Annotated in this window: 16 protein-coding genes; 7 read left to right on the forward strand and 9 right to left on the reverse strand. The window is 55.5% G+C overall.

Annotation, left to right across the window (positions count from 1 at the left end):
• Nucleotides 1–624 precede the first annotated feature (624 nt).
• Entirely contained in the window at nucleotides 625–4,641 is a 4,017-nt protein-coding gene (locus GJT30_09480; protein MSM39833.1) for a hypothetical protein, read from the forward strand.
• Between the two features lie 174 nt (nucleotides 4,642–4,815).
• Nucleotides 4,816–5,298: a hypothetical protein gene (locus GJT30_09485; GenBank protein MSM39834.1), complete on the forward strand. Its 483-nt coding sequence runs from the start codon at nucleotides 4,816–4,818 to the stop codon at nucleotides 5,296–5,298.
• 196 nt (nucleotides 5,299–5,494) lie between these two features.
• Here the strand turns inward: GJT30_09485 and GJT30_09490 are convergent, their stop codons facing one another.
• The 4 genes from GJT30_09490 to GJT30_09505 form a co-directional block, all read right to left on the reverse strand.
• A complete protein-coding gene (locus GJT30_09490) occupies nucleotides 5,495–5,845 on the reverse strand; it encodes a helix-turn-helix domain-containing protein (GenBank protein MSM39835.1) in 351 nt (116 codons plus the stop codon).
• A complete protein-coding gene (locus GJT30_09495; GenBank protein MSM39836.1) occupies nucleotides 5,814–6,092 on the reverse strand; it encodes a cytotoxic translational repressor of toxin-antitoxin stability system in 279 nt (92 codons plus the stop codon). Before GJT30_09495 ends, GJT30_09490 begins: the two co-directional genes overlap by 32 nt.
• A 159-nt stretch (nucleotides 6,093–6,251) precedes the next feature.
• Nucleotides 6,252–6,653: a PIN domain-containing protein gene (locus tag GJT30_09500; protein MSM39837.1), complete on the reverse strand. Its 402-nt coding sequence runs from the start codon at nucleotides 6,651–6,653 to the stop codon at nucleotides 6,252–6,254.
• Entirely contained in the window at nucleotides 6,653–6,880 is a 228-nt protein-coding gene (locus GJT30_09505) for an AbrB/MazE/SpoVT family DNA-binding domain-containing protein (GenBank protein ID MSM39838.1), read from the reverse strand. The genes GJT30_09500 and GJT30_09505 overlap by 1 nt, the downstream gene beginning before the upstream one ends.
• Before the next feature lie 271 nt (nucleotides 6,881–7,151).
• Between GJT30_09505 and GJT30_09510 the strand changes: the two genes are divergently transcribed.
• The gene (locus GJT30_09510; protein ID MSM39839.1) at nucleotides 7,152–8,813 is read left to right on the forward strand and encodes a methyl-accepting chemotaxis protein; all 1,662 of its coding nucleotides are present in this window, start codon (nucleotides 7,152–7,154) and stop codon (nucleotides 8,811–8,813) included.
• 14 nt (nucleotides 8,814–8,827) lie between these two features.
• On the opposite strand, the gene GJT30_09515 is transcribed toward GJT30_09510, so the two are convergent.
• Complete coding sequence (locus GJT30_09515; protein MSM39840.1) at nucleotides 8,828–11,701, reverse strand: bifunctional nitrogenase iron-molybdenum cofactor biosynthesis protein NifEN; 2,874 nt, start codon at nucleotides 11,699–11,701, stop codon at nucleotides 8,828–8,830.
• A 364-nt stretch (nucleotides 11,702–12,065) separates the two neighbouring features.
• Here GJT30_09515 and GJT30_09520 point away from each other — a divergent pair, with 364 nt between their 5' ends.
• Together GJT30_09520 and GJT30_09525 are read left to right on the forward strand one after the other, a co-directional pair.
• The gene (locus GJT30_09520; protein ID MSM39841.1) at nucleotides 12,066–13,583 is read left to right on the forward strand and encodes a PAS domain S-box protein; all 1,518 of its coding nucleotides are present in this window, start codon (nucleotides 12,066–12,068) and stop codon (nucleotides 13,581–13,583) included.
• Between the two features lie 24 nt (nucleotides 13,584–13,607).
• Nucleotides 13,608–14,459, forward strand: coding sequence for a diguanylate cyclase (locus GJT30_09525; GenBank protein ID MSM39842.1), 852 nt, complete (start codon nucleotides 13,608–13,610; stop codon nucleotides 14,457–14,459).
• 56 nt (nucleotides 14,460–14,515) lie between these two features.
• Here the strand turns inward: GJT30_09525 and GJT30_09530 are convergent, their stop codons facing one another.
• A complete protein-coding gene (locus tag GJT30_09530; protein ID MSM39843.1) occupies nucleotides 14,516–15,463 on the reverse strand; it encodes a rhomboid family intramembrane serine protease in 948 nt (315 codons plus the stop codon).
• 131 nt (nucleotides 15,464–15,594) lie between these two features.
• Between GJT30_09530 and GJT30_09535 the strand changes: the two genes are divergently transcribed.
• Nucleotides 15,595–16,755, forward strand: a complete 1,161-nt coding sequence (locus tag GJT30_09535) for an iron-containing alcohol dehydrogenase (GenBank protein MSM39844.1) — start codon at nucleotides 15,595–15,597, stop codon at nucleotides 16,753–16,755.
• Nucleotides 16,739–18,037, forward strand: coding sequence for a PAS domain S-box protein (locus GJT30_09540; protein MSM39845.1), 1,299 nt, complete (start codon nucleotides 16,739–16,741; stop codon nucleotides 18,035–18,037). The genes GJT30_09535 and GJT30_09540 overlap by 17 nt, the downstream gene beginning before the upstream one ends.
• Nucleotides 18,038–18,117: 80 nt before the next feature.
• Here the strand turns inward: GJT30_09540 and GJT30_09545 are convergent, their stop codons facing one another.
• The 3 genes from GJT30_09545 to GJT30_09555 form a co-directional block, all read right to left on the reverse strand.
• Entirely contained in the window at nucleotides 18,118–21,645 is a 3,528-nt protein-coding gene (locus GJT30_09545; GenBank protein MSM39846.1) for a PAS domain S-box protein, read from the reverse strand.
• 127 nt (nucleotides 21,646–21,772) lie between these two features.
• Nucleotides 21,773–22,210 carry a peptidylprolyl isomerase gene (locus tag GJT30_09550; protein ID MSM39847.1) on the reverse strand — a complete coding sequence of 146 codons (438 nt, stop codon included), beginning with the start codon at nucleotides 22,208–22,210 and terminating at the stop codon, nucleotides 21,773–21,775.
• A 167-nt stretch (nucleotides 22,211–22,377) separates the two neighbouring features.
• The gene (locus tag GJT30_09555; GenBank protein MSM39848.1) at nucleotides 22,378–23,832 is read right to left on the reverse strand and encodes a PAS domain-containing protein; all 1,455 of its coding nucleotides are present in this window, start codon (nucleotides 23,830–23,832) and stop codon (nucleotides 22,378–22,380) included.
• Nucleotides 23,833–23,841 lie beyond the last annotated feature (9 nt).

Genomic DNA, 23,841 nt, shown 5'->3' on the forward strand with positions numbered 1-23,841 from the left:
TGCGTCACAACAGGAGGCGTGTCCGTAGCTGATGAGGCATGTTTGGTCACTTTTGCCGAATTTATGGGCAGCTTTGATACCAGCTGAATAATGCGGCAGAATCTCGTAGTGTCTCATCCGGAGTCCCGGAAGGGCACTAATGAGGAGCTGTCAAATAATGGTTGCAAGACACGTTTGTTTGAGTCTGCACAATCGGCTCTGTCATAGGCTGGGAATATGACTGAGACCAGCTGTAGCGTTGACAGATATGGAGTTGTAATACGATGAGTTATGCCATAAAACCTGTTGCTAATTAACCGGAAATGGTGTAGTGCTTCTCGGTAAGTTGGGGGACGACCTGTGGGGATGGGGCAAACATCGGCAGGTTTGGCTGGTACCATATGGGTGCATTGCGAGTACGAAACTGGGAAAGCTTATAGTATTAGAAACGCACCTGATGAACCCGCCAAGTACTATATCATTAAAGGGTTTATTCTAATAGAAACCTGTTTGGTTGATATAGTTATAACATTGCTTCTGTATGTATAAGCTTGTTTATAAATGTATAAACATTGCGCTAACTGCTCAATAATGAGTTGGCAAGCATACTAAGAATTGACGATTTAGTGATATGAGGTATTAATTGTGAGCTCCATACCTGATTTTAAGACTGATGTAGATCGTGATGCAACAGCCAGTATTCGTGGATATGTCTATCAGATTTATCAAAGCGTCTATGCATGGATGAAACTTAAGGATAGTGAACTTTTGGTGCTTGAAGGAGCAGAGGATTTCGATGTTCATTACAGGCAATCAGTTGTTACTACACAAATAAAGGATGTCGCTAGTAATATAACGTTAAGATCAGCGGCAGTAATTGACACTCTCAACAATTACTGGACAAATAAGGAAAGAAACCCCGATTATGATATAGTTCTACGTTTTTTAACGACCTCTGAAGCCGGGCAAGAACAAGGCTCTCCATTTGGAGCAGGCTTAAAAGGCTTAATTTACTGGCAGTCTGCAGAGTCAAATCACGTTGATATCGAGCCACTCCGTTCATTCCTACTCACGCTGGAACTTTCTCAAAATATTCATTCGTTCATTACTAATGCGACTCAGGATGAACTTCGAGACCACTTAATCCGGCGCATTAAGTGGGATATGGGAAATAAGCCGAGAGAAGCCCTTCAGTATGCAATTGAGGAAAAACTCAAAATTCACGGATTTAAACTTAGTATTAATACTCATTTGTCGTGCCAGGTATTACCGCACCTTCTCAAGAAAACTGCTGACCTATTGTCTACTAGTGGGCCAAAAGAACTTAGATTTTCAGATTTCCTTGACATTTTTGATGAAGCTACCACAGTAACTATTCCCCGTGGTAAACTAGAATCAATGGTTAGCACCAGTAGCTTGCAACAAGTTGCAACGATGATTGATTCTCAAGAAATGTTGCGACTACTTAATATGTCCACAGTAATTGGGAGTCCTATCCCTGTTGTGGATGGCGGCATCTCAAGAACAACTGTTGTCTCAAATCTTGTTAAATTACTTATTGAACACCGCATAGTTTTCTTATCTGGAAGTAGTGGGATTGGTAAGACTAATCTTGCCTTGCTTATTTCACAGCAGGTTGGGGAGAATTGGGGTTGGGCAGGTTTCCGTGGCAAAGAGCCAGAGCAAATAAAGGACATCCTTAAACGTGCAGTTTTTGAAATAAATTCAACCCGCTTATTGCCATTCCTCGTTCTAGATGATCTTGATCTCAGCCAAGTAACCCAATTTGAACGAGAGTTCATTACGCTTATCTTCGCCGCCACCAACTCAAATGGGCTGGTAATTGTCACAGGACCATCAAGGCCTCCGCTTCATCTATTACCTAAACTTTGGAAAAGTGAAGCATGCGAAGCTTCCGTTCCCTATTTCAATGAAACGGAAGTAGCTGAAATGGTTTATGCAAATGGTCTTAGTGATAAAAAACGTGCATCAGAATGGGCTCGGGCTATTTGGCTTACGACAAGTGGACACCCCCAACTGGTTCACGCAAGGGTGAGAAATATTAGTGCACGCAGTTGGCCGACAATTGGTTTTTCTGACTTGACCGCGCCCGAAGATGTCGAAAGAGTTAGATCTGAAGCACGACTCAGGCTGGTAACAGAATTCCCAACTGAGAATACCCGCGTTTTGGCATATCGATTAAGCCTTATAAATTCCACATTTACTCGTGAAACTGCCATAGCAGTTGCAGAGACTCCACCCCCGGTATCTTTGCCTGGAGAAGCTTTTGATGCACTAATTGGCCCGTGGATTGAACGAGAAGGAGAAAATCGTTACCGCATATCCCCATTGCTCACTGGTGCAGCTAAAGATGTTTTGACTGACACAAATATAAAAGATGTCCATTGCGCAATCGCTGTCAGCATAGTCAGTCGCAAGAGCATTGATCAGTTTGAAGTAAGTTCGGCTTTTTTTCATGCATTTCTTGGAAAACATACGTTTGTATTGTTTAAGTTAGCTAACACTATAGCTACTACTGATACAAAAAACACGTTTCATCTCTATGACGCGATGAGCTGGTTTACTTTGGTGGGGTTGGAGAAAGGCCAAAAAATATTCCCTGATAATCCAACAATTGATTTCATGCTTCGTTTGGCACAATACAAGCTAATTTCTAATGCGCCTAAATTAGATAATGCAATAGCAGTAATTGAGCGAATTGAAGAATTACTTAGTGAAGTTGAGCCACCAGAACTCAAGCAGCTTTCTGAGGGGCTTGCATATGGCATGATACTCAATACTCTTGAAGTTAAAATTCCGGCAGCTATGGTAATCCGGATGCTCTCACGCTTTATCGATCTTCAGGAGGAGAATCTTAATTTAAAAGAAATATCCAATTCATTCGAAAATGCCCATGAGGAATTCCCTCACGTGGGAGAAAATAAGCCCGCACAGCTTCTTTTCTCATATCAAGCTGTGCGGATAAGTGACCTCGATGACCTATGCGAACTTGTCACATCATTGGATGCACTTCCCGCACAGAAACGAGACCACCTTTTGATGGCCTGCAATTCAGATATGGATTTTGCTTCTCTATTAATCAGTCGAGCTTGGTGGAAAGAAGTTGAAAACGGCAATCTTGACGTAAACAAGGCAATTCGAGTCTTCGGCCTCACTTTAGAAAAATCACGGGAGTGGCAAAAAACAGAACTTACAAAAGCATGCCTCGTAGCGATGTCAGTTATCCATGATGAATATGGCAACTCAATCGAAAGAGCATTGGATGTTTTAGATGCAGCAGACATCGAATTCCCTGATGATGTTAAGTTGTTAAATCAGCGTGCAAAAGTGCTCTTCCACGCAAATCGAGACAAGGAAGCTTTGCCAGTAGCATACAAAGCACTTGACTTGCCTGGCCTTTCAAATGTCGAGTATGCTTTTTGCTGCCGCGTTGCTGGCATATCTGTTGCGAAATCAGGTGCTTGGGATGAAGCTGAACGTTTATTTCTGTTGGGGGCTGATAAAGTAAAATTACTAAGTGCTGGAAGTAGCATGGGAATTGGATTGCTAGCAGATGCGGCCTTTGCGTTATGGAAACAAATGAAATATGAGAAAAGTCTTTTGCTCTTTGCCGATACACTTGATTCGCTAGGCACAATTCCACTCTCGGATGATATCCGTATTCGTCACCTTCACGCGACTGTTCGCCATAGTATTTCCTGGGTACATTTTGATGCACTTGGGAAGCGCCCAACTGACTTTACAGAACCGATTCCAGGAATGTGCAGCAATCAAGACCCACACGAAGGGATTAAAGAACATCGGATTATCGACATAAGTGCAGCTTGGGAATTACTTGCCTCATCTGAGAAGATTCTTGGGTTTGATATAGGCATCAAGGCTCGCTCCACCCTTGTGAATAGTGGCAAAAGACCTCAATTAATTGAGGGGTATAGCCGTACTGTTGCGTTTGAATTGGTTTTCAAAGACAAGGATTTTGATAATCTTGTCACCGCGCTTATTGGGATTCACGAAGCTTTGTTACATTCGAAATCTCTCAACGATGAAAATAATGACGAATGGGCAATCGGTGATATCCCAAAACTCCCTATTGAATATTGGGAGAAACAGGAGTCTCGGGATTGGATTTACCATTATTTACTTGTAGCAAGCGTTATTTGCACCGCAGATGCCACTGCATTACCAATTGAGAGGTGGCGCAGTGACCTTTCGAAATCTGGTGCTTTGGTTCATGAAGTTAATCAGTTTTTGGATGTGCTAAATGGAGAACAACCAGATGAGTCACTTTACCAGCAAGCCGCTGGCGCAATTTCAGAATTGAGGAAAGGGGCTCTTGCTCCACAAGAGTTATGGAAAGCTTCCTTTCGGCTGCTCAATGCACTTATGAGTGAAAAACGTTGGGCAGAAAAGGCGTTAGAAGAATTACTCATCTCACGTTGGCTTTTTGCGATAAACAATCAAAGGTTTGCATTTTCAACGCCTTCATTGGCATTCACGGAAATAGAGAAATCTTGTCAAAATGGCTCTAATAGTGGGCTTGCAAAAATTTCTTCTGTTCTTGAAGCTGCCGAACCATTTCTTAGTGTTAGCTTGTCGACTGAAGCAAAACGAATGCTGAGGAAGCTTATTGAACAAGCATAGGGGGAATACATGGGGACAGGGAATACATGAAGGGTAATGGTGGGTAATGGGGTCAAGCCAGCAGGTAATGGGGTCACAGGTAATGGGGTCAAGCCTGCAGGTAATGGGGTCAAGCCTGCAAAGCTGCAAAAATGTGACATAAAAATCTGATATCACGTAAGCAGAGGTTGAATAATGATGACCCGAGTCCTACTGGCGATTATTATCAGTATGGTAATTGTTGTAGATATCGCATACGCCGCTAATTACTTCGACAAAATGAATGAAGCTATTGATAAAAATGACATTCGTACAGTGAAGGTACTCTTAGCAAAAAAATACACGAACCCAAATAGAAGAAGAGATACACGAGCTTCTCCAACATTCCTCACTCAAGCCGCACGTCTTGGTCGTGTAGAAATGGTTTCATTATTACTCGCAGCAGGGGCAGGAGTTAACGTTGGTGACGGAGATGACATAACTCCACTTATGCATGCCGCATGGAACGGACATAAACGAGTTGTCGGATTACTTCTCGACGCTGGTGCAGATATTAATGAGGTGAATAAATGGGGAGAAACCGCGCTTCAACTGGCAAAACAGGGCAAACATCGAGATGTCATTGACATTCTGGAGAAGGCGGAATCTAAGAAACAGCCAGCCGCTAACCATCGGTGAGGCCCGTACAGCCTCAGCCCCGTTGCCAGCAGGGGAAGGCTAAACCGGGGGAAGACATGGGGACGTCATTTAGATATTTATATTTTGGTGCTTGGAAGTTCGACATGGGTCGAATGTAAATATGTAAAGGGCATCCCCCAAGGCGTGGACGGAATTCCTGTCCGGAACCGCGAGAAAGGCGAACACCAAGAAAAAACTAAAGAAAGCGGCGATAATCACAGCTCAAAGCAGTTGCCAGTTTCTTTGCGGTTTCCTTGCCTATGGGCCGTTTGCCGTGTTCCATGGCACTAATGTTTGACCGAGAAATGCCAGTCAATTCAGCCAGTGCATCCTGAGTGAGGCCTTCACGCAAACGGATACCACGAAGGTAAACCCCGGCAGGGTTGGTGTCCAACTCCGGTGAAATATCGGGAGCAGGAATACTATCGGAAGACTCAATAATACCGGCACCGACCTTGAGTGCATATTTACGCAACCGGCTTATAACTTCAGGAGATCCTATAATACGAATACTTTCAGTAGGGTGCTTTTTCGTGGGTGCCAACATAAATAATCTCCACAATATGTACTTCGTTGTCTTCAACACGCCAAACAGCTACATAAGTTGGTTGGCCTTTTTTCAGGTGGCAGTGGTGTAATCCTCCGGAAAGTTTGGAATAATTTGGCCAGTCTCCACGTACTGGACCTGTGGCGCGAATGTCGATAATGAGAGCATTAAGCACCGCCTTTATCCGCTCCGGGATTTTTTCACGGAGCTTTACCGCCTTTCGGCTGTAAACAACATTCCATGCCATAAGCCATAATGTATCGGTAGCTGATACGTTGTCAAGCTGATATGTGAGAAGATCAAAGGAATAGGGGGAGAGGATGAAGGGCCAAATCCTCATTCTCCATTTGAGAGGTGAGACGGGAAAAGGAGCGGGTTACCGCCCGCCCGTTGCCAGCAGGAAAAGCTAAACCGTCCAATCAATGACTTTGAGAGAAGGTACCTGGAGAAATTCACGGGTGTTATTGGTAACCAGGGGGATTCCCAGCGATACGGCGTGGGCGGCAATCAACATATCCATGGAGCCGATTGGCGTGCCGGCTTTTTCTAGGATTGCTCGAATATCTCCATAGGCATGAGCCGCTGCTTCATCATATGAAACCAATTCCAGAGGGATGATGAATTCGTCGAGGGCTTTGGCGTTTTTCTCTCTATGGGCGCTCTTGGCAACTCCGTAGCGCAATTCCGAGAGCGTTACGGATGAAATGCCAATGTCCCCGATCTGGTACTCCAGGAAACGCTTAAGCACGGCGACCGGCTGCTGTTTTATGATGTAAATGCAGATATTGGTGTCGAGCAGCAGTTTCATCAGAAGCTCTCCCGCTTGTCCGGTTCAGGTTGTATGCGCTCGGACATGAAATCGCGGGAGAATTTCTTGAGGCTGTCGAAGAGGGAATCCCACGAATCGCTCCGGGGGATCAATTGAACGACGTTGCCGCTTTTCTTAATGAATACTTCGCTGTCTTCGAAGCGAAATTCTTTGGGCAGCCTTACTGCCTGGCTTTGTCCATTTTGAAAAATCTTTGCGGTTTTCATCCCGGACCTCCACGATAATATATATTTTAAATATATATTTCAGGTCTTGAGTTGGCAAGTAAAATTTCGCTCACCCCACCACCGGCCCCTGTGCTCCCCCGAATTCCATGCCGAAATCGTTCCATATGAATTTTTTATTAAAGTCGTCAGAAGTATAAGGCGATATGCAAAGAAAACTAATGATTCCCAAAGAAGGGGGTCGACCGCCGCGCGGCGTGTCGATCCCCTTTTTTGCGTCGGTTCACATGGTTATGGGTAATTGCCATTTTTCATGGGTCAGGGAGGCACTATGCACGGAACGATCAAGACGAGGCTCTACGCAATGGTCGGGTTGATCATTGTCTGCTTTTCACTCTTCATCGGCCTGGGGATGTTCATCACCGCCAAGGTCAAGGTGAACGGCCCGGCCTATCAGGAGATCGTCCGGGGCAAGGACCTGATTGCCGATATCCTGCCGCCCCCCGAATACATCATCGAGTCGTATCTGGTGACCCTGCAGGCTCTGGGGGCAAAGGATGCGGACCAGATCAAGGGGCTGCAGGAGCGGCTTTCCCAGCTCCGCAAGGATTACGACAGCCGCCACGAATTCTGGCTTAGGGACCTGCCCGAAGGGAACATCAAAAAGCTGCTGCTCGATGATTCCTATACGCCGGCCGTTGCCTTCTATGACCTGGCGCAGAAGGAGTTCTTCCCCCTGCTTGCAGCAGGCAACCGCGAACAGGCCCACAAGGTGTCGGAAGAGAGGCTGCAGCCGCTCTACGATGCGCACCGCAAGGCTATCGACGAAATCGTCACGCTGACCAATGCACAGAACAGCCAGGTCGAAAAGCAGACGGCGCAGGCGCTCTCCCGCTATCAGGGAGGGCTGCTGCTGGCCGGCTTCCTGCTGCTCGGCGGCATCCTCATGGCCTTCATGCGGGTCATTCGCACCATTCTGGCCTCGCTCGACATGAGCATCCGGACCTCGTCACGGTTTGCCGAAGGTGACCTGTCGGTTGACGTTGCCGGAACCGGTGCCGGCTGCGACCGGTCGCTGGTCGACAGTCTCGCGCTGTTGCAGACCGGTCTTTCCGACATCGTCACCACGGTCAAGAAGACGGCGCTGCTGGTGAAAGACGGCTCGAACACCCAGTTCAGGGACGTGGAAACCATCTCCGGCCACCTCGAGGACGTTGCCGGCCGCACCCTCTCCATCTCGGCAGCAGCTGAGGAATTTTCCGCCACTTCGGCGACGATCGCGGGCAATTGTGACCAGGCCGCGCACAACTCCGGAAATGCGTCGACGGCGGCGGCCGCCGGGGTCGGGATCGTCCAGGAGGCGGTGACCAGCATCCGCAAGATCAGCGACCGGATCAACGATACCGCCACGGTTATAGGAAAGCTGGGGGCCAAATCGGACCAGATCGGCAACATCATTGCCACCATCGAGGATATTGCCGATCAGACCAACCTTTTGGCGCTCAATGCGGCAATTGAAGCGGCCAGGGCAGGGGAGCAGGGGCGGGGGTTTGCCGTGGTTGCCGACGAGGTGCGGGCGCTGGCCGAACGGACCACCAAGGCCACCCGAGAGATCGGCGAGATGATCCGGGCGATCCAGCAGGAGACGGCGCTGGCGGTTTCTTCCATGGAGGAGGGGGTGTACGAGGTAGTGCAGGGGAGTGAAGCAGTGGAGCGCTCGGGCGCCTCGCTGGCGGAGATCCTTCGGAGTGTGGAGCAGGTGGCTGCCCAGATCGCGGAGATTGCCACTGCTGCCGGTCAGGAGAGTGCCACTGCCGGCGAGATTTCCGCCAGCCTGCAGCAGATAGCCACGGTGGTGGCGCATGCACAAACCATGGGCCGGGAGACCGCCGATATCTCCGCCCAGGTCAATACCCTTGCCTCAGAGCTTGAACAGCAGGTCTCCCGGTTCAGGCTGTACCAGGGAGAGAGGTAGGGGCTCGCGGGACCTCAGTTGTGCGCCAGTTTCTGGGCTTCCTTGGCGTTGGCCTGGAAGAGGTTCGCCACCTCGAAGACCAGGTTCATGGTGCCGCGGTAGCCGACCCACATCTTCTGGTGGGCGCCGAGACGGTCGAACACCGGCAATCCGGCCCGCAGATGGGCGCCGATCTTCAGCTTCCCGGCTGCCTGGCGGCCGTTGCTGTTCGCCACCAGCAGGTCGACGCCTTTGGCCGCCTCTTCCAGGTCTTCCAGGTCGCCGACAGAGACATTGGCGCAGGGGAGGTCATCCAGCCCCCTGGTGCGGGTGGCGGAGAGCGCTGCCTGGATCTCGCACCCCATGCCGGCGAGGAACCGGGTCAGGGTCTTGAGGTTGTCGGATTCCAGGGCAATGGCGACTTTTTTTGCGCCGAACTGGTAGTGGCTGTCCACCATGGCGTCCATGAGTCGGCTCCGCCAGCGGCGATGCCTTTCCGGGATCGGTTGCCCGCTGAGGTCGGCAAGGGTGGCCATCAGCCGGTCTATCTCGGCCAGGCCGGTGGCGGACGAGAAACCATAGGCCGGTATCCCGAATTTTTCCCGCAGCACGATGCCGGCCTTTGCCAGTGAGTCGCCGATATAGAGCGTGGCTTGGCTCCGTCCGGCACGGCGGATCTCCTCGACGGGAATCCCGCCGGTGGAGAGCGGCGACACCTCGACGTCGATATGGCCGTCCAGGGCATTGGCGATGTCGGGGATGGTCAGGCAGGTCAGACCGAAGGATTCGACGATCTCCTTCAGCTCCTCCACGTCCGCCGGGGTGAGATGGGCGCCGGGCAGCAGGTTCACCTGGCCGGGGATCGTCTCCCCCCCCTCGGGCAGCGTGGCGACGATCGCTTCCACTGCCGCGGCATATCCCTCCTGCAGCGAGCCGCAGTAATCCGGGGTGGAGGCCCAGACCACCGGCACTGACGCCGATTCGGGGTGTTCCTCGCGGAACTGGTGGATGGCGCTCCGCACGTCGTCCCCCATGGTCTCGGTCAGGCCGGAGGTCATGACGCCGACGATGGCGGGCTGAAACTTCTCGATGACCCGGCCGATCCCCTTTTTCAGGTTATCCCATCCCCCGAAGATGGCGGTGTCTTCGCTCATGGCAGTGGCATTGAGGGCGATGGACTCCTTGAAGTGACGCGACAGCTGCAGGCGGATGAAGGTGGAGCAGCCCTGGGCGCCGTGCAGGAGTCCGAGCATCCCGTCGATGCCGAGATAGGCAAGGGTCGCCCCCAGCGCCGGCGAGTTTTTCTGCGGGTTGACCGTGGCCTGCTTGGTCGACACCTTGACCCGCGAGGCAGAGATATCCTCGCCGAGAAAGGTTTCGCCGTGGGTCGCCGCCAGCGCGACGTCCGCTGCCAGTTCCCCTGCGCTCTTCTCCCAGGGGGCAGGGGCGTTCAGTGCCGGCCAGATCGGGTTGTTGACGGTCAGGTCGAGCTGGCGGGCAAAGGTGACCATCCCCTCGTACCCGGCATAGGGATGGGCCCGGCCGTGGTTGATATCGAGAAACGGCGTCCTGGTCTTCAGCGCCAGGAACTTGGTCTTCCCCCCGGCCACGATCAGGTCCGGCATCTTCTCCCGCATGACCCCCAAAAGGCCGGCGGTGGAGGTGTCCTCGATGATCGTGGCATCCTTGTGCATCAGCCCCTTCATCCGGTAGAAATCTTCCAGGGTCGAATTCTGGGTCCCGGCGGCCAGGATCTCCACCCCCAGCTCCCGCAGGGCATTGACCATGGACCAGGTCTTCACCCCGCCGGTGAAAAGGACTGCCCGCTTCCCCTCCAGGCGAGCCCGAAAGGGTGCTATCCGGATGCGGCAGAGCGCCTCTTCCTCTGCCAGCAGCTGTTCCACCCGATCCTGCATGACCCGCTTCTCCAGGCCGTTTACCGCATTGTCCAGTTCCCTGGCAATCTCCCTGAGCGCCTTGGCCGTGTCGGTCATGCCGTAGAACGACTCCTCCAGGTAGGGCATGCCGTAGGTCTTTTGCATCTTCTTGGCCAGGTTGGTGAGCGATTTGGAGCAGATGATGATGTTCAGCTTTGCCCGGTGGGCGTAGCGGAGTTCCTCGAACCGGGCATCGCCGGAAAAGCAGGAGAGGATCTGGATGCCGAGCCGGTCGAAGAGCGGCTGCATCCCCCAGAGGTCGCCGGCGATGTTGTACTCGCCGATCAGGTTGATGGGGTATTCCCCCACCTCCGGCGGCTCGGCCGTGCCGATCACGTGCTTGAAGAGGATTTCCCCTGCCAGCCGGTTGCCGATGTTCTTGTCGCCGATGAAGCCGGGGGTGTTGACCGGGATCACCGGAATCCTCAACGGCGCCTTTTTGCCCAGGCCGGCGTTGGCTGCGTCGGAATCTCCTCGACGTACTTCCGTGTACGCCTGCGTCGCTTCCTCCTTGCCGCCTTGGCCTGAACAAAAATTCTTGTTGAGGGCATCTTGAGCTGCCTTGCAGACCGCCTCCACGTCGTCGCCGGTCATGGCGGTGACGCAGGTGGCATAGACGAAGATGGCCTTGGCTTCGGGGTAGCGGCCCGCCAGGTCGAGGATCGCCTTGTAGAGCTTTTTCTCGCCGCCGAAGATGACGTCGTTTTCCAGCATCTCGGTGGTGAAGCCCCGGCGGTAGAGCTGGGAGCCGGACGAGCGTGCTCCCCGGTTGTCCCACGAGTTGCCGGCGCAGGCGATTGGGCCATGCACCAGGTGGATGACGTCGGTGATCGGCATCAGTACCACGCGGGCGCCGTCGTAGGCGCAACTCCGCTCGGTACCTTCTCCGGGCTCCGACTTCTTGCAGAATTTGGGGGCGCCCTTTTCCTGGGTGTCGCATTCGGGGGCGTCGTAGTAATCGGGTCTGGCCATGGTTTCCACCTTTCCGGACGGTGCGGTGCTGCAGCACGCATAAAAAAACGCCAACCCGTTCATGGAATGGTTGGCGTCGTTGCCAAGGGGGTTCAGCGGATGTTTCTCGTAAAGCATGCTGTGTGCCAAGCCATATTATACTGATATGTAAGTCTTTATTGCTATTGTACGATTGTGCGGGTGCCCTTTGCCGGTCATCTGCCGTTTTTTTGTGCAGTTTCGCTGCGGGATATCCCTGGCTGAAGGAGCTGTGAGGCGGGAAGTTTCCCTCCGTCGCGCCTTGTCAAACGGGCAACTATTGATAAAATCGAGACACACGACAGTTTTCGCACTATTTCCATATAACGAATGACCGTTACCGGCCATGAATCAGGGAGTCATGATGGACCTGCCGGTGCCAGACATTGCCAGACTGGGGAGCGATACTCTCCGCACTATCGTCGAGAACATGCCGATCGCCGCGGTATTCATCGATGGGGAGCGTGTCTATCTGAACAGGGCCGCAGAGGAGCTTACCGGTTACGAGCGGCAGGAGATCGGTCTCCAGGACGAATGGTACCACCGGATCTTTCCCGATGGGCACGAAGCGGCCCGCGCCCTTTTCGAAGACGACCGTGCCGCCGGTTTCCCGGTTCTCCGCGAACTGGTGATCCGCCGGAAGGACGGCAGCACGAGGACTGTCGAGTTTGCGGCAACCGGTTCCGGACTGACCATCTGCATCATGCACGATATCACCGAACGAAAACAGATGGAGAGGTCACTGCGGGAGAGCGAGGAACGTTACCGGCTCTTCTCCGCCCTGACCTCGGATTATGTCTATTCCTGCAGCCGCCGTGGCAACGATCCCTACCGTGTTGTGTGGCTGGGGGGGGCCATCGAGACGATTACCGGCTATACCCCGGAGGAGATTGCCGCCAAAGGGTGCTGGCTGCAGATCGTCTATCCCGACGATGTGGCACGGATCAGCGAGGGATTGATGCGACTTGCCCCCTGCGATACCCATGCGGCCGAATTCAGGATAGTCAGGAAGGACGGCACGGTCCGCTGGGTCCACGAGGTCTGCCGGTGCCTGGAAGGGGGGAGGCCGGACGAACTGATCCTGTTCGGGACGTCGCAGGATATAACCTTGCGCAGGCAGCAGGATCGCGATATCAAGATCCTTAACGAAAACCTCGAACACCTGGTGACAGAGCGCACCCTCGAACTGGGAAGGATCAACGAGGAACTGGCCAGTTTTTCCTATGCAGTGACGCACGAACTGCGAGCACCGATCGCACGCCTGATCGGATTCAGCAAAGCCTTGACCGATGAGACTCTTTCTGCCGGCGAGGCCCGTTTCCTGGCCGAACGGATCAGTGTGGCCAGCGGGCAGTTGCAGGGGGTGGTCGATGCAATACTGATGCTGAGCAGGTTGTCCAAGGTCGAACTGTCGCTGCAGCCGGTGGACCTGAGCGGGATAGTGCGGCAGAAGATTGCCTGCAAACTGGCTGAGCATCCGGACCGGCAGGTTGCACTGGCTATAGCTCCCGATGTCGTTGCGGTTGCCGATCCTGCATTGATCGAGGTCTGTATCGAAAACCTGGTCGGCAATGCCCTCAAGTATACCGGCCAGACGACCGGGACGCGGATCGAGTTCGGTGTTACCGAACAGCATGGCCAACGGGTCTTTTTCGTCCGGGACAATGGGGCGGGGTTCGACATGGACTTTGCAGAGAAGCTCTTTGTCCCTTTCCAGCGGCTGCACCGGGAGGACGAATTCCCCGGCATGGGGATCGGCCTCGCCACGGTGGAGAGGATTATCGACCGTCATCATGGCAGGATCTGGGCAAAGGCCTCTGTTGGCGGGGGCGCTACGTTTTATTTTACCCTGGGAGATTCCTGATGACCCGGACTGACCGGAGATGACGTGATGATGCAGCAGAGTTTCGTAATCCAGATGTTCCGGTACCTGGAACGGCAGAAGAAGGGGACCATCCTCGCCATTGCCGTTGTCCTGACGCTGGTGATGTCAATTGTAGATGTGCGGGTTGGCACCGACTACTCTCTGGCCCTGTTCTATCTCATTCCCATCAGCATTATGGCCTGGTTTTTCGAGACCCTGTACGCGCTCATGTTCTCGATCATCTGTGCCTTTGCCTGGTTCTATGCCAACGACATCTATACACGGGATCACGTGTTGTGGGTGATGTTGACCAACATCGGCTATTACCTGTCGTTTTCGGTCATCGTCTCCAGGATCAGGGTGCTGTACGACCACCAGCTCTTCAGCGCCAAAAGGGACCAACTGACCGGCATTCTCAACGTGACCACCTTTAATGAATACGTGACGAACGACATCGCTCTCATGAACCGGGGCAAGGAGTGGTTCTCCCTGGTCTACCTGGGGCTGGAAGGGTTCAAGGAGGTCAACAGGTCCAAAGGGTACGTGGCCGGCGATACCCTGCTTGCGGCAATGGTATCGGCCATCTCCGCTCAACTGCGAAAGACCGACAAGTTCGCTCGGCTCGGCGGGGCGGAATTCGTCCTGTTTCTCCCCTCGACGAACATCAGCGCGGCCAACGATGCCGTCAGCAAGATTAAGAATGCGATCGCCTCGGTGAACAGAGGGGAAGAGCATGCCATTTCGTACAATATCGGCGTGGTTTCGTGTCTGATGCCGAACATGACGCTGGAAAAGCTTGTGGCTCGGGCGAAGAAGCTCTATACCGAAGCCAGGGGCAAGGGCAAGGGGGGGGTCGCCTGTGGGATCGTCCAGTAACGCGGTGTCTGCGGTGCGCCGTTCCTGCCCGTTCTACCGCGATGACGGGAAGATGCTCAGCCGCTTGCCAAAGCAGCCCACCATGCCATAACCACAATCGCGGCACTTGCAGCCGCCAGCAGCGCATCCAAGCCGCGGCCGGGTCGACCGAATCGGCCGAGCAGGAGTTCGGTCACGAGACCGAGACCGGTGCCGGAGAGCAGGCCGAACAGGTGTGCCCCCAGGTCGGTCCGCTCCCCCTGCGTTCCCAGCAGCGCCAGCAGGGCTAGGGCGGCTGCGACGGGAAGGGGCCAGCGCCTCTGCAGCTGGTGCCGGTTGCGGACCAGGGTGAGCGCCGCCAGGATACCGACGGCGCCGAAAACCACCGTGGAGGCTCCCACCGAACTATGACTGGGGGGGTGAATCCAGGCATTGGCAAGGTTGCCGAGGGCGCCGGAACCAAGGAGAAGGCTCCAGGCAAGGCCCGAGCCGAGTTCGCGGCAGAGCTGGACGGTGAAGATGCCGCCGATTGCCAGGTTGCTGAGCAGGTGCAGCCAGTCGGCGTGGAGGGTAAGGGCTGTTACCAGTCGCCACCACTCACCCGCCCGGATTTTTGCGGCATCGGCACTCCCGAGTGCCAGCCAGTCGATGTGCTGTCTGATGGGGAGCGAGATGTCGAGGAGGGTGATGTTGTGGAAAGCGGCGAGCAGGAGCAGGACCGACAGGGTGGCGAGGGTATTCTCCACCAAGGGGCGGGACGGTGGTGATGGGGGAGGCCAGTTGCTGTTCTCGGCCCAGTAGAGGTGGAGCTCCTCGCGGGCTGCGGCGCTGACGACCGTCGGCACAAGGAGATGCCAGCCCCTGTCGTCTTGTTCGAGCTGGCAGGGGATCGACCGCGACAAAAGGACCAGGGCCAGGCTGTTGGCCTGCGCTTCGCTCAATGCTCCATGGCCGGCTTCCGGTCGGCCCGGGGCGACTTCCTGCCAGACTGTATCGGGTGCGCTGCCTTCGCTGTGCCACTCCATGGGGTAACTATAATCATCATTGTCGCGGTTTGCCAGGGGCTGACGAAATTTGCGGCATAAGCTCCTGGCTGATACAATGTAACATAGTGCAGTAATTCAGGAAACCGGCAGCTGCCATGGGACAGGGAACGATGGAAAACTTTAGGGCGTTGCGCAAATATGTGGTTCCGGAAATCATCTACGGGGTGGATGCCCATCGCCTGACCGGCCAATATGCCGGACGACTCGGTCTCAGCACGGTTCTCGTCGTAAGCGATCCGGGCGTCGAGTCGGTCGGCTGGCTGGGCCGGGTTCTGGACAGTTTGCACGCGGCAGGTATCGTAGGCGTGCCGTTTGTCGCTGTCACGTCCAATCCCAAAGATTACGAGATCATGGCTGGTGTCGAGCAGTACCGCGGTGCGGGGTGCGACGGCATCGTAGCAGTCGGTGGCGGGAGCCCCATGGATTGTGCCAAGGGTATCGGCATCGTCTGCTCTAACGGGGGGCATATCCTCGATTACGAAGGGGTCGATCAGGTTCCCCAGCCGATGCCGCCTCTTATCTGCATCCCTTCTACTGCCGGTTCCGCAGCCGACGTCTCCCAGTTCGCCATCATCACCGATACCGAGGGGCAGAGGAAGATCGCCATTGTCAGCAAATCGGTGGTCCCCGATCTGGCTCTCATCGACCCGATGCTCACGACTACCATGGATCGCGATTTGACCGCCTGCACCGGCATGGATGCCCTGACCCATGCGATAGAGGCGTATGTATCCAATGCCAGTTCGCCCTTTACCGATATTCACGCTCTCCAGGCGGTGCGTTCCGTTGCCTTCCATCTGCTTGCCGCCATTGACGATCCGAAATCCATAACCGCCCGTAACGGGATGATGTTTGCCAGCACCCAGGCCGGCCTTGCCTTCTCCAATGCAAGCCTCGGCGCCGTGCATGCCATGGCTCACAGCCTGGGGGGGCTGCTCGACTCTCCCCACGGGGACTGCAACGCCTTCCTGCTTGAGCATGTCGTTGCCTACAACTACGTCTCTTCTCCCGTGCGCTACCGCGAGATTGGCCAGGCACTGGGGTTCGATCTTCACGGATGCACCGATGGCGTCGTCTGCGAGGCCCTGGTCGAAGGTATCGGCAGGTTCAGGAATGCGGTGGGCATCAAGGGATCGCTGGCATCCCAAGGGGTGAAACCGGAGCAGTTATCGCTCCTGGCACAGAAAGCGCTGCTCGATGCCTGTATGGTAACCAATCCGCGCCGCCCGACGGTCAAGGAGATTGAGGCTATTTATGCGGCAGCGCTCTGATCAGCCGCCGGACTGGAATGATCTGCGGGACCGGATCATCGGGCTGGGGGAACATTCGGCGCATAAGAGCTACTATCCCGAGCTTAAGGCTCGGCTCAAGGAGCTGGAAGACGCCAAGAAATCTCTCACCGCGCTTAACGCCTATCTTCAGGCGGTCATGGACTCTGCCACGCAGGTCGCCATCATTGCGACCTCCTGTGACGGTATCATTACCCTTTTCAATCGTGGTGCCGAAAACATGCTGGGGTATGGCGCCGATGAGCTGGTCGGCCAGGCAACCCCCCTCGTCTTCCATCTCCATGAGGAGCTAGAGGCCCACGCCAGGGAAGTGGGCGAGCGATATGGTGTCGACGTTTCCGGTTTTCAGATGTTCATGGAGAGTGTCGTCCACGAGGGGGCGGAAAAACGGGAATGGACCTATTGCTGCAAGGATGGGAGCTGTCTTCTGGTTGAGCTGGTGATCACTGCCATCCGCGGCGAGGACGAGGCCATCACCGGTTTTCTCGGCATTGCCCAGGACATCACTGCCCGGAAGCGGGCCGAAGAGGAAATCAGAACGCTGAATGCCGAGCTGGAGCAGCGCGTTGCCGAGCGTACCGCCCAGCTTGAGGCCGTCAACAAAGAGCTGGAGTCATTCAGCTATTCGGTTTCCCACGACCTGCGGGCGCCTCTCAGGAACATGATCGGCTTCACCCGGCTGCTGCTCGACGATTGCCCCGACGATGCTGCCGGGGGGGCCAGGGGCTATGCGGAACGGATCGAACGGGCCTGCGGCAAGATGGAGAGCCTGATCGATGCATTGCTGCAGCTTGCCCACCTCAGTTCCGTCGAACTGAATCGCCAGACCGTCGACCTGTCCGCCCTTGCCAGGGAGATCTGCTGTGAACTCTGCGAGGGGGATTCCGGACGTAACGTCCGCTGTAACATCGACGAGGGGATTGTGGCGGACGCCGATCCCATGATGATGCGGTCGGTCCTGCAGAACCTGCTGGGCAATGCGTGGAAATATACCCGTGATGTCGATCCGGCGGTCATCAACTTTTCCGTGGCGCCGTCATGGGAAGGGATGGCCTTCTGCGTAAGCGACAACGGTGCCGGATTCGATACCTCACGTGCCGATAAACTGTTCAGTGCCTTTCAACGGTTTCACGCTTCGGACAGGTTCGAGGGGACCGGCATCGGCCTGGCAACCGTACAGCGGATCATCCATCGCCATGGCGGGGTCATCTGGGCTGAGAGCGATGTGGGGAAGGGGGCGTCGTTCTGGTTCACCCTCGCGTGAGCGTGGCAGCTGTCAAGGGCGTTATCGCGTCTCTCCGTTAATCAGATTCCGGGCCCTGTCCATTCCACCTCCCCGCTTCGTCAATCTCCCTGCTTCCGCAGCACCCTGGCCAGTTCGGCAGCCATTCTCTGCATGGTATAGGGTTTAATGACGGCGCCCGAAAAGCCGTGATCCTGGTAGTCCGCAATCACCGTATCGCTTGAATAGCCGCTGGAAACGACCATGGCGACCTTTGGGTCCCGGGCATGGATCAGTTGTGCCGCCTCCTTGCCACCCATGCCGCCCGGAACGGTGAGGTCAAGCAGGATGGCGTCAAAGGGGGCTCCCCTTTCAAGGGCAGCGGCATGGCGTGCCACGGCCTCCCGGCCGTCGGCGCAGGATTCGGCCTGATATCCCAGCGTCTTGAGCATGGATACGGCAAGGGTCCGTATCATCTCTTCGTCGTCCATTACCAGAATCTTGCCATGCCCCGTCGGTGAGGGAATTACCGGTTCGTTATCCGGTATTTCCTTTGTCTGGGCCTTTACGGCAGGTATCAGCAGGGTAAATGCGCTTCCTTCGCCTATCTTGGAGGAGGCCGTCACCATGCCGCCGTGCCGTTTCAGGATCGAATAGACCGAAGCCAGGCCAAGGCCGCTCCCCTGGGATTTGGTGGTAAAATAGGGGTCGAATATCCGCGGCAGAAGCTCCGCAGGGATGCCGGCTCCCCGGTCAATGATGGTAACCCTGATATACCTCCCCGCCTGGACCGGTAACGGATCACTTTCGTGGACAACCACATTCTCGGTCTTTACCGTGACTGTGCCCCCTTCGGGCATGGCCTGCTTGGCGTTGATCAGCAGATTGTTGATCACCTGGCTCATCTGGCCTGCATCGACATCGCTCCACCACGTGTCCGGGAGGAAGTCCACCTCGCCTTTCACGTTTGCACCGCGCAGGACAAAGGAGAGGCACTCGGTAATGAGCTGTTGGGTGTCGACCGCCTTCCTGACCGGCTCTCCGCCCCGGGAAAAGGTCAAGAGCTGTCGGGTCAGTTCGCTTGCCCGCTGGGCCGCCTTCTCGCAATCGGCCAGACGCAGGAATGCTGCGTGGTCTTCGCCGATCAGCATCCGGGCAAAGGAGACATTCCCCAGAATGCCGGTAAGAATGTTGTTGAAGTCGTGGGCGATACCGCCGGCAAGGACGCCGAGCGATTCCAGCCGCTGGCTCTTGTCCCGTTCCTCCTGGAGATTGATGCGGGCCGTCACGTCGATGTCCACCCCATTCAGGCCGCTGAATCGACCGCTGGCGTCGAAGACCGGTCCGCCGCTTGATTCCATGTAGCGCCAGCTTCCGTCCCGGTGGCGCCAGCGCAGGAGCATTCCGTGCCAGCTGTTGCCGTTGCGCTTGGCGCGGGCTATAACCTTCCTGACCGAATCGTGGTCGTCCGGATGGATCAGGTCGAACAGGTTCATGGCCAGGAATTCCTCGACCTGGTATCCCAGCAATCCCTCAACATAGCGGTTCGAATAGGTGTGTCTGATCTGGTCGTCCGTCGACCAGATCCAGGCAGCGGCCTGCTGTATCAGCGAGCGGTAGCGGTTTTCGCTCTCCAGGAGGGCCTCCCTGGTCTTTCTCCGCTCGGTGGTGTCTCTGAACGTCCCGGCAATGCACGACTGCCCTCCCATGATCAGATGGGCGGCATTGATATCGGCATAGAATGCCGATCCGTCTTTTCTCTGCACCAGCACATCCTCGGCAGACGTAACTTCCTTACGCACGATGCGGTCGAAAAGGTCCAAGGTTTCCTGGAGATGCTCCGGCGGATGCATCTGCTCGATGTTAAGCCCCAGCAGTTCGTCATGTTCATAGCCGAGCATCAGGCAGGCGGTCCTGTTGGCCTCGATAATCTTCCTCTGTTCAATATCCGCAATCAGGATACCATCGATGGCATGGTCGAAGATGGAGCGGAATTTGTCTTCCGATTCCCGCAAAAGCGTTTCCGCCTGCTTGCGTTCGGTTATGTCGGCAATGACCCCCACCAGGGAGATGAAAGTGCCGTCCCGATCGACATGGCGCCTGCCGCTCAGGTAGCCCCAGAAGTCGGATCCGTCCTTGCGGACGAAGCGCCGCTCGGTGTTGACATTGTCGATCTCTCCGGAAATGAGCATCTGCATCCGGCTGTCCCCGGTGTCGCGCTCGGCCGGATGTACGTGGTCGGGGTAGTGTGAGCCGATCAGCTCGGTCAGGGGGTAGCCAAACATGACGGCCATACGCTCGTTGGCAAGGGTAATCACTCCCTTGGGGTCGACGAGCAGGATTCCGGCCTGGGAGGTGTCGAAGATCACCCGTAATTCTTCCTCGCGCAGGGCCAGTTCCCGTTCGATGGCCTTTTTTTCGGTCACGTCGACGACATTGTTCAGCATGCACTCCTGGCCTTCATAGATGAACGGGACTGCCGAGGTATAGGTCTGCATCAGGGTTCCATCTTTGCAACGCAGGGCAAGCTCGATGTTGCGGGCGGCCCCCTGCTCCCGGACCGGGGCCACGAGCCGTTCCCGGTCATCGGGCGAGTAAATGTCGAGGCTGAGGGAGGTGTTGCCGATGAGTTCGCTGTTCGAATAGCCGAACAGCTTTTCAAAGGTGGCGTTGACCGAGAGAAAGGTGCCGTCGCCGAGCCGCGTGATGGCGATGGCCGCAGGTGAGCTGTCGAGGATGGTGGAGAGCAGCTTTTGTCGGTCGGCCAGTTCCGCTGTCCGGCTGGTAACGGCTCGCCGGAGGGCGCGGTTCCAGAATGCGAGGACGACGATGATGACCATTGCCACGACGCCGAGCAGAAGGAGGTACTTCAGGGGTGTGGTTTCGAGAATTGCGTGCCCATTCCATTTCCGTTCAATGGCCTGGTACTCTGCCGGTGTGATGGTGGCAAAGCCGTCCTTCACTACCTGCAGCAGTTCCCGGTTTCCCTTGGCCACAGCCCGGTGAAGTTCTCCGCTGTACATGGGCGCGGTCTCGCGGAAACGGTCCTGGATGCCCAGTTTGTTGAGATAATAGAGGGCGGGCGGCCGGTCTACGGTAAAGACCTTGATCTTGCCGGCACGGGCCGCCTCGATGATCTTTTCGTAGCTGGGATATTCGACAATGTTGGTGATGCCGTTTTTCCTGAGGATGCTGAGGACATTACCCCCTGCCTTGGCGGCAACAGTGAAGCCCTGGAGGTCGGTAACGCCGCGAATGCCCGTGATGTCTGCATGGAAAAAGAGCGGCACGGGAATGATTGCGTATGGAGGGGTGAAATCGTAAATCTTCTCGCGATTTTCATTGCGGAAGATCGTGTCGATGACATCAAATTCCCCTTCCATCATGCGCTGTTGGGCCTCGGCCCAGTTCATGGCATGCAGCTCGACCTGGATGCCGGTTTTCTCTTCCCAGAGCCGCCATTGATCGACAAGTATCCCCTGGATCTCACCTTTGGCGCCATGGAACACGTACGGAGGATAGTTGTCGTCCATCACCACCCTGACGGAATGGGGTTGCGCAAAGTGAGCGCAGCAAGGCGTTGCTCCGGCAACGATGACGAGTAGGAATGCGAGCAGGGATACAAGGTGAAGGAGAAAGGACACTATCATGTGCCGCTCCAATAGCCTGAGAGTCGGAGAGGTTTCTCCTGTGGGGCAGCAGCTGAAAAAAATGCTGTGGGAATAGATTAGTTGCTTACAACATAATGTCAACTAACTTTGCATGGAAGCAGTTGATTCATGACGGCTCGGTTATGCCATCAAGCCTCAGCGCGAAGGTCAGGTCGAGCCCTGCAAGGGGATGGTTCCCATCGAGTGTGACCTGATTCTCGTCGACTTCGGTCACCAGCATGACCCGTTCCTGACCGCCGGCGAACTGGATGCCGAGTTTTTGCCCAACCCTGATCTCTTTTTCAGCGGGGAGGCGGGAGCGTTCGACCCTGATGATGTTCTCCTGCAGGCGGGGACCAAAGGCATCTGCGGCAGCGACAACGATATTGCGCACTTCGCCGGCTGCCATGCCGTCCACTGCCTGCTCCAGAGCGGGAAAGACCTGATTGGCACCAATGGTGAACGTGAGCGGCTCTTCGTCGGTGGTGCTGTCGAAGATCCTGCCGTTGGCGAGGGTGCCGACATACTGGACGGTTACAGTGCTGCCGATCCGGGCGCGCTGCATCTGTTCCTCCTGATTACGGGATGCGGGATATCCTGCACTGGAAACCCTGCAAAAAGCCGGCCCAGAACAGCGTCACCGATTGGCGTCATGTCCCTGCAGATTGTCGTGCTTTGATGTGAGGGGTCTGAGAAAGCTTCCGGAGCCTGACTTCGGGGTCTGTATGGTGTTCAGTTATTGCCTAAGTGGAAGAAGAACGAAGCTCCGGCATCGATGCGACCTTCAGCCCGGATTTCTCCGCCATGCCGCTCGATGATCCGTTTCACGGTGGCAAGGCCGATGCCGGTTCCGTCGTATTCCTGGCCGTGCAGCCTCTGGAATGGCTGGAAAAGCTTTTCAGCATATTTCATGTCAAAACCTGTCCCATTGTCCCGGACAAGGAACCATGATCTCCCGTCGATCTGGGTCCGGTCGAATGCTATCAGCGCGTCTTCCCTCTTGACCGTGTACTTCCACGCGTTGCCGAGCAGGTTCTGGAGAACGATTTCGAGGAGCCGCCTGTCGCCACGGGCACGCAGCCCTTCGGCAATCCGAATCGATACGGATCTCTCCGGATCGGACTCGGAAAGCATGGACAGGGCAGTCTGGGCAAGCCCGGAGAGATCGACCTCCTCAGCCACGATCTGTGCCCGGGCTACTCGGGAAAATTGGAGCAATGCATCGATGAGCCCTTCCATGCGGTGTGTGGCGCGGCAGATTCTCTGCACGTACGCCTGCCCTTCCTCGCTGAGGCTGGCAAAATTGTCCACAAGCAGGTTGCTGTAGCTGTTTATGTGTCGCAAGGGGGCGCGCAGGTCATGGGATACCGAGTAGCTGAAGGCTTCGAGTTCCTGGTTGGCGCGCTCCAGGGCGTTCCTCTGCGCCTGGAGATTCTCGTTCAAGACGGTCAGCTCATAGGTTGCCTCTTCGAGCGATGCCGTGCGCTCGGCCACCTTGGCCTCCAGGGTCTGGTTTAGAGCGACTATTTCCTGCTGGGCGCGAATGATGTCGCTGATGTCGCTGTAGCTGCCGCGGGTGCCGAGGTACTCCCCTTGCTCGTTGACAACCGGCCGGCATACGTGCTTGATCCAGCGGATTTCTCCGTTTTTGGCAACGATCCGGGCGTGGATCTCCTTGAAGTCGCCATGCTCGTTGTGGTGTTTCCGGTGTTCCTGCCAGATCCCGGCGTCTTCCGGATGCATGATCGTATCGAACAGACCTGGGTTTGCGGCGAATTCCGAGGCGTCATAGCCGGTGACCCGCTGCGCGGAGGGAGAGACATAGCGGAGGGTTTTGTCCGGCGTCATGAGGAAGGTAAAATCGCTGGCGAAATCGGTGACGGTCCGGTAGCGCTCCTCGCTTGCAGCCAGGAGTCGCATGGCAGTGCGCAAGCGCTCTTGCCAGATCCCTATCAGAAGACCGCTGCTCCCGCCGAAGAAGATCGGGACGACCAGTGCCCGCGGGGTAAAGGTTATCTCAACCCCCATGATCTTCTTCTGCAGCATGGAGAACAGGATCAGGGAAACCGCCCCAGCAACTGCCAGAGCACCTGTTCGAAGAATCTTGGCGTTTCCTTCGCGCATATCGCTCCCGATTGCAGCGTTTTGCTCACAATATCGGCAGGATGGGAGGAGAGATACCTGCATGAATGATAC

The organism is Geobacter sp. (assembly GCA_009684525.1).
In the GTDB taxonomy this organism is placed as follows: domain Bacteria; phylum Desulfobacterota; class Desulfuromonadia; order Geobacterales; family DSM-12255; genus Geoanaerobacter.

What these genes read in the sequence shown, in the direction of transcription:
- GJT30_09485 (MSM39834.1), top strand. Translation starts at nt 4,816, where the DNA reads ATGATGACCCGAGTCCTACTGGCGATTATTATCAGTATGGTAATTGTT.
- GJT30_09490 (MSM39835.1), bottom strand. Translation starts at nt 5,845, where the DNA reads ATGTTGGCACCCACGAAAAAGCACCCTACTGAAAGTATTCGTATTATA.
- GJT30_09495 (MSM39836.1), bottom strand. Translation starts at nt 6,092, where the DNA reads ATGGCATGGAATGTTGTTTACAGCCGAAAGGCGGTAAAGCTCCGTGAA.
- GJT30_09500 (MSM39837.1), bottom strand. Translation starts at nt 6,653, where the DNA reads ATGAAACTGCTGCTCGACACCAATATCTGCATTTACATCATAAAACAG.
- GJT30_09505 (MSM39838.1), bottom strand. Translation starts at nt 6,880, where the DNA reads ATGAAAACCGCAAAGATTTTTCAAAATGGACAAAGCCAGGCAGTAAGG.
- GJT30_09510 (MSM39839.1), top strand. Translation starts at nt 7,152, where the DNA reads ATGGGTCAGGGAGGCACTATGCACGGAACGATCAAGACGAGGCTCTAC.
- GJT30_09515 (MSM39840.1), bottom strand. Translation starts at nt 11,701, where the DNA reads ATGGCCAGACCCGATTACTACGACGCCCCCGAATGCGACACCCAGGAA.
- GJT30_09520 (MSM39841.1), top strand. Translation starts at nt 12,066, where the DNA reads ATGAATCAGGGAGTCATGATGGACCTGCCGGTGCCAGACATTGCCAGA.
- GJT30_09530 (MSM39843.1), bottom strand. Translation starts at nt 15,463, where the DNA reads ATGGAGTGGCACAGCGAAGGCAGCGCACCCGATACAGTCTGGCAGGAA.
- GJT30_09535 (MSM39844.1), top strand. Translation starts at nt 15,595, where the DNA reads ATGGAAAACTTTAGGGCGTTGCGCAAATATGTGGTTCCGGAAATCATC.
- GJT30_09540 (MSM39845.1), top strand. Translation starts at nt 16,739, where the DNA reads ATGCGGCAGCGCTCTGATCAGCCGCCGGACTGGAATGATCTGCGGGAC.
- GJT30_09545 (MSM39846.1), bottom strand. Translation starts at nt 21,645, where the DNA reads ATGATAGTGTCCTTTCTCCTTCACCTTGTATCCCTGCTCGCATTCCTA.
- GJT30_09550 (MSM39847.1), bottom strand. Translation starts at nt 22,210, where the DNA reads ATGCAGCGCGCCCGGATCGGCAGCACTGTAACCGTCCAGTATGTCGGC.
- GJT30_09555 (MSM39848.1), bottom strand. Translation starts at nt 23,832, where the DNA reads ATGCAGGTATCTCTCCTCCCATCCTGCCGATATTGTGAGCAAAACGCT.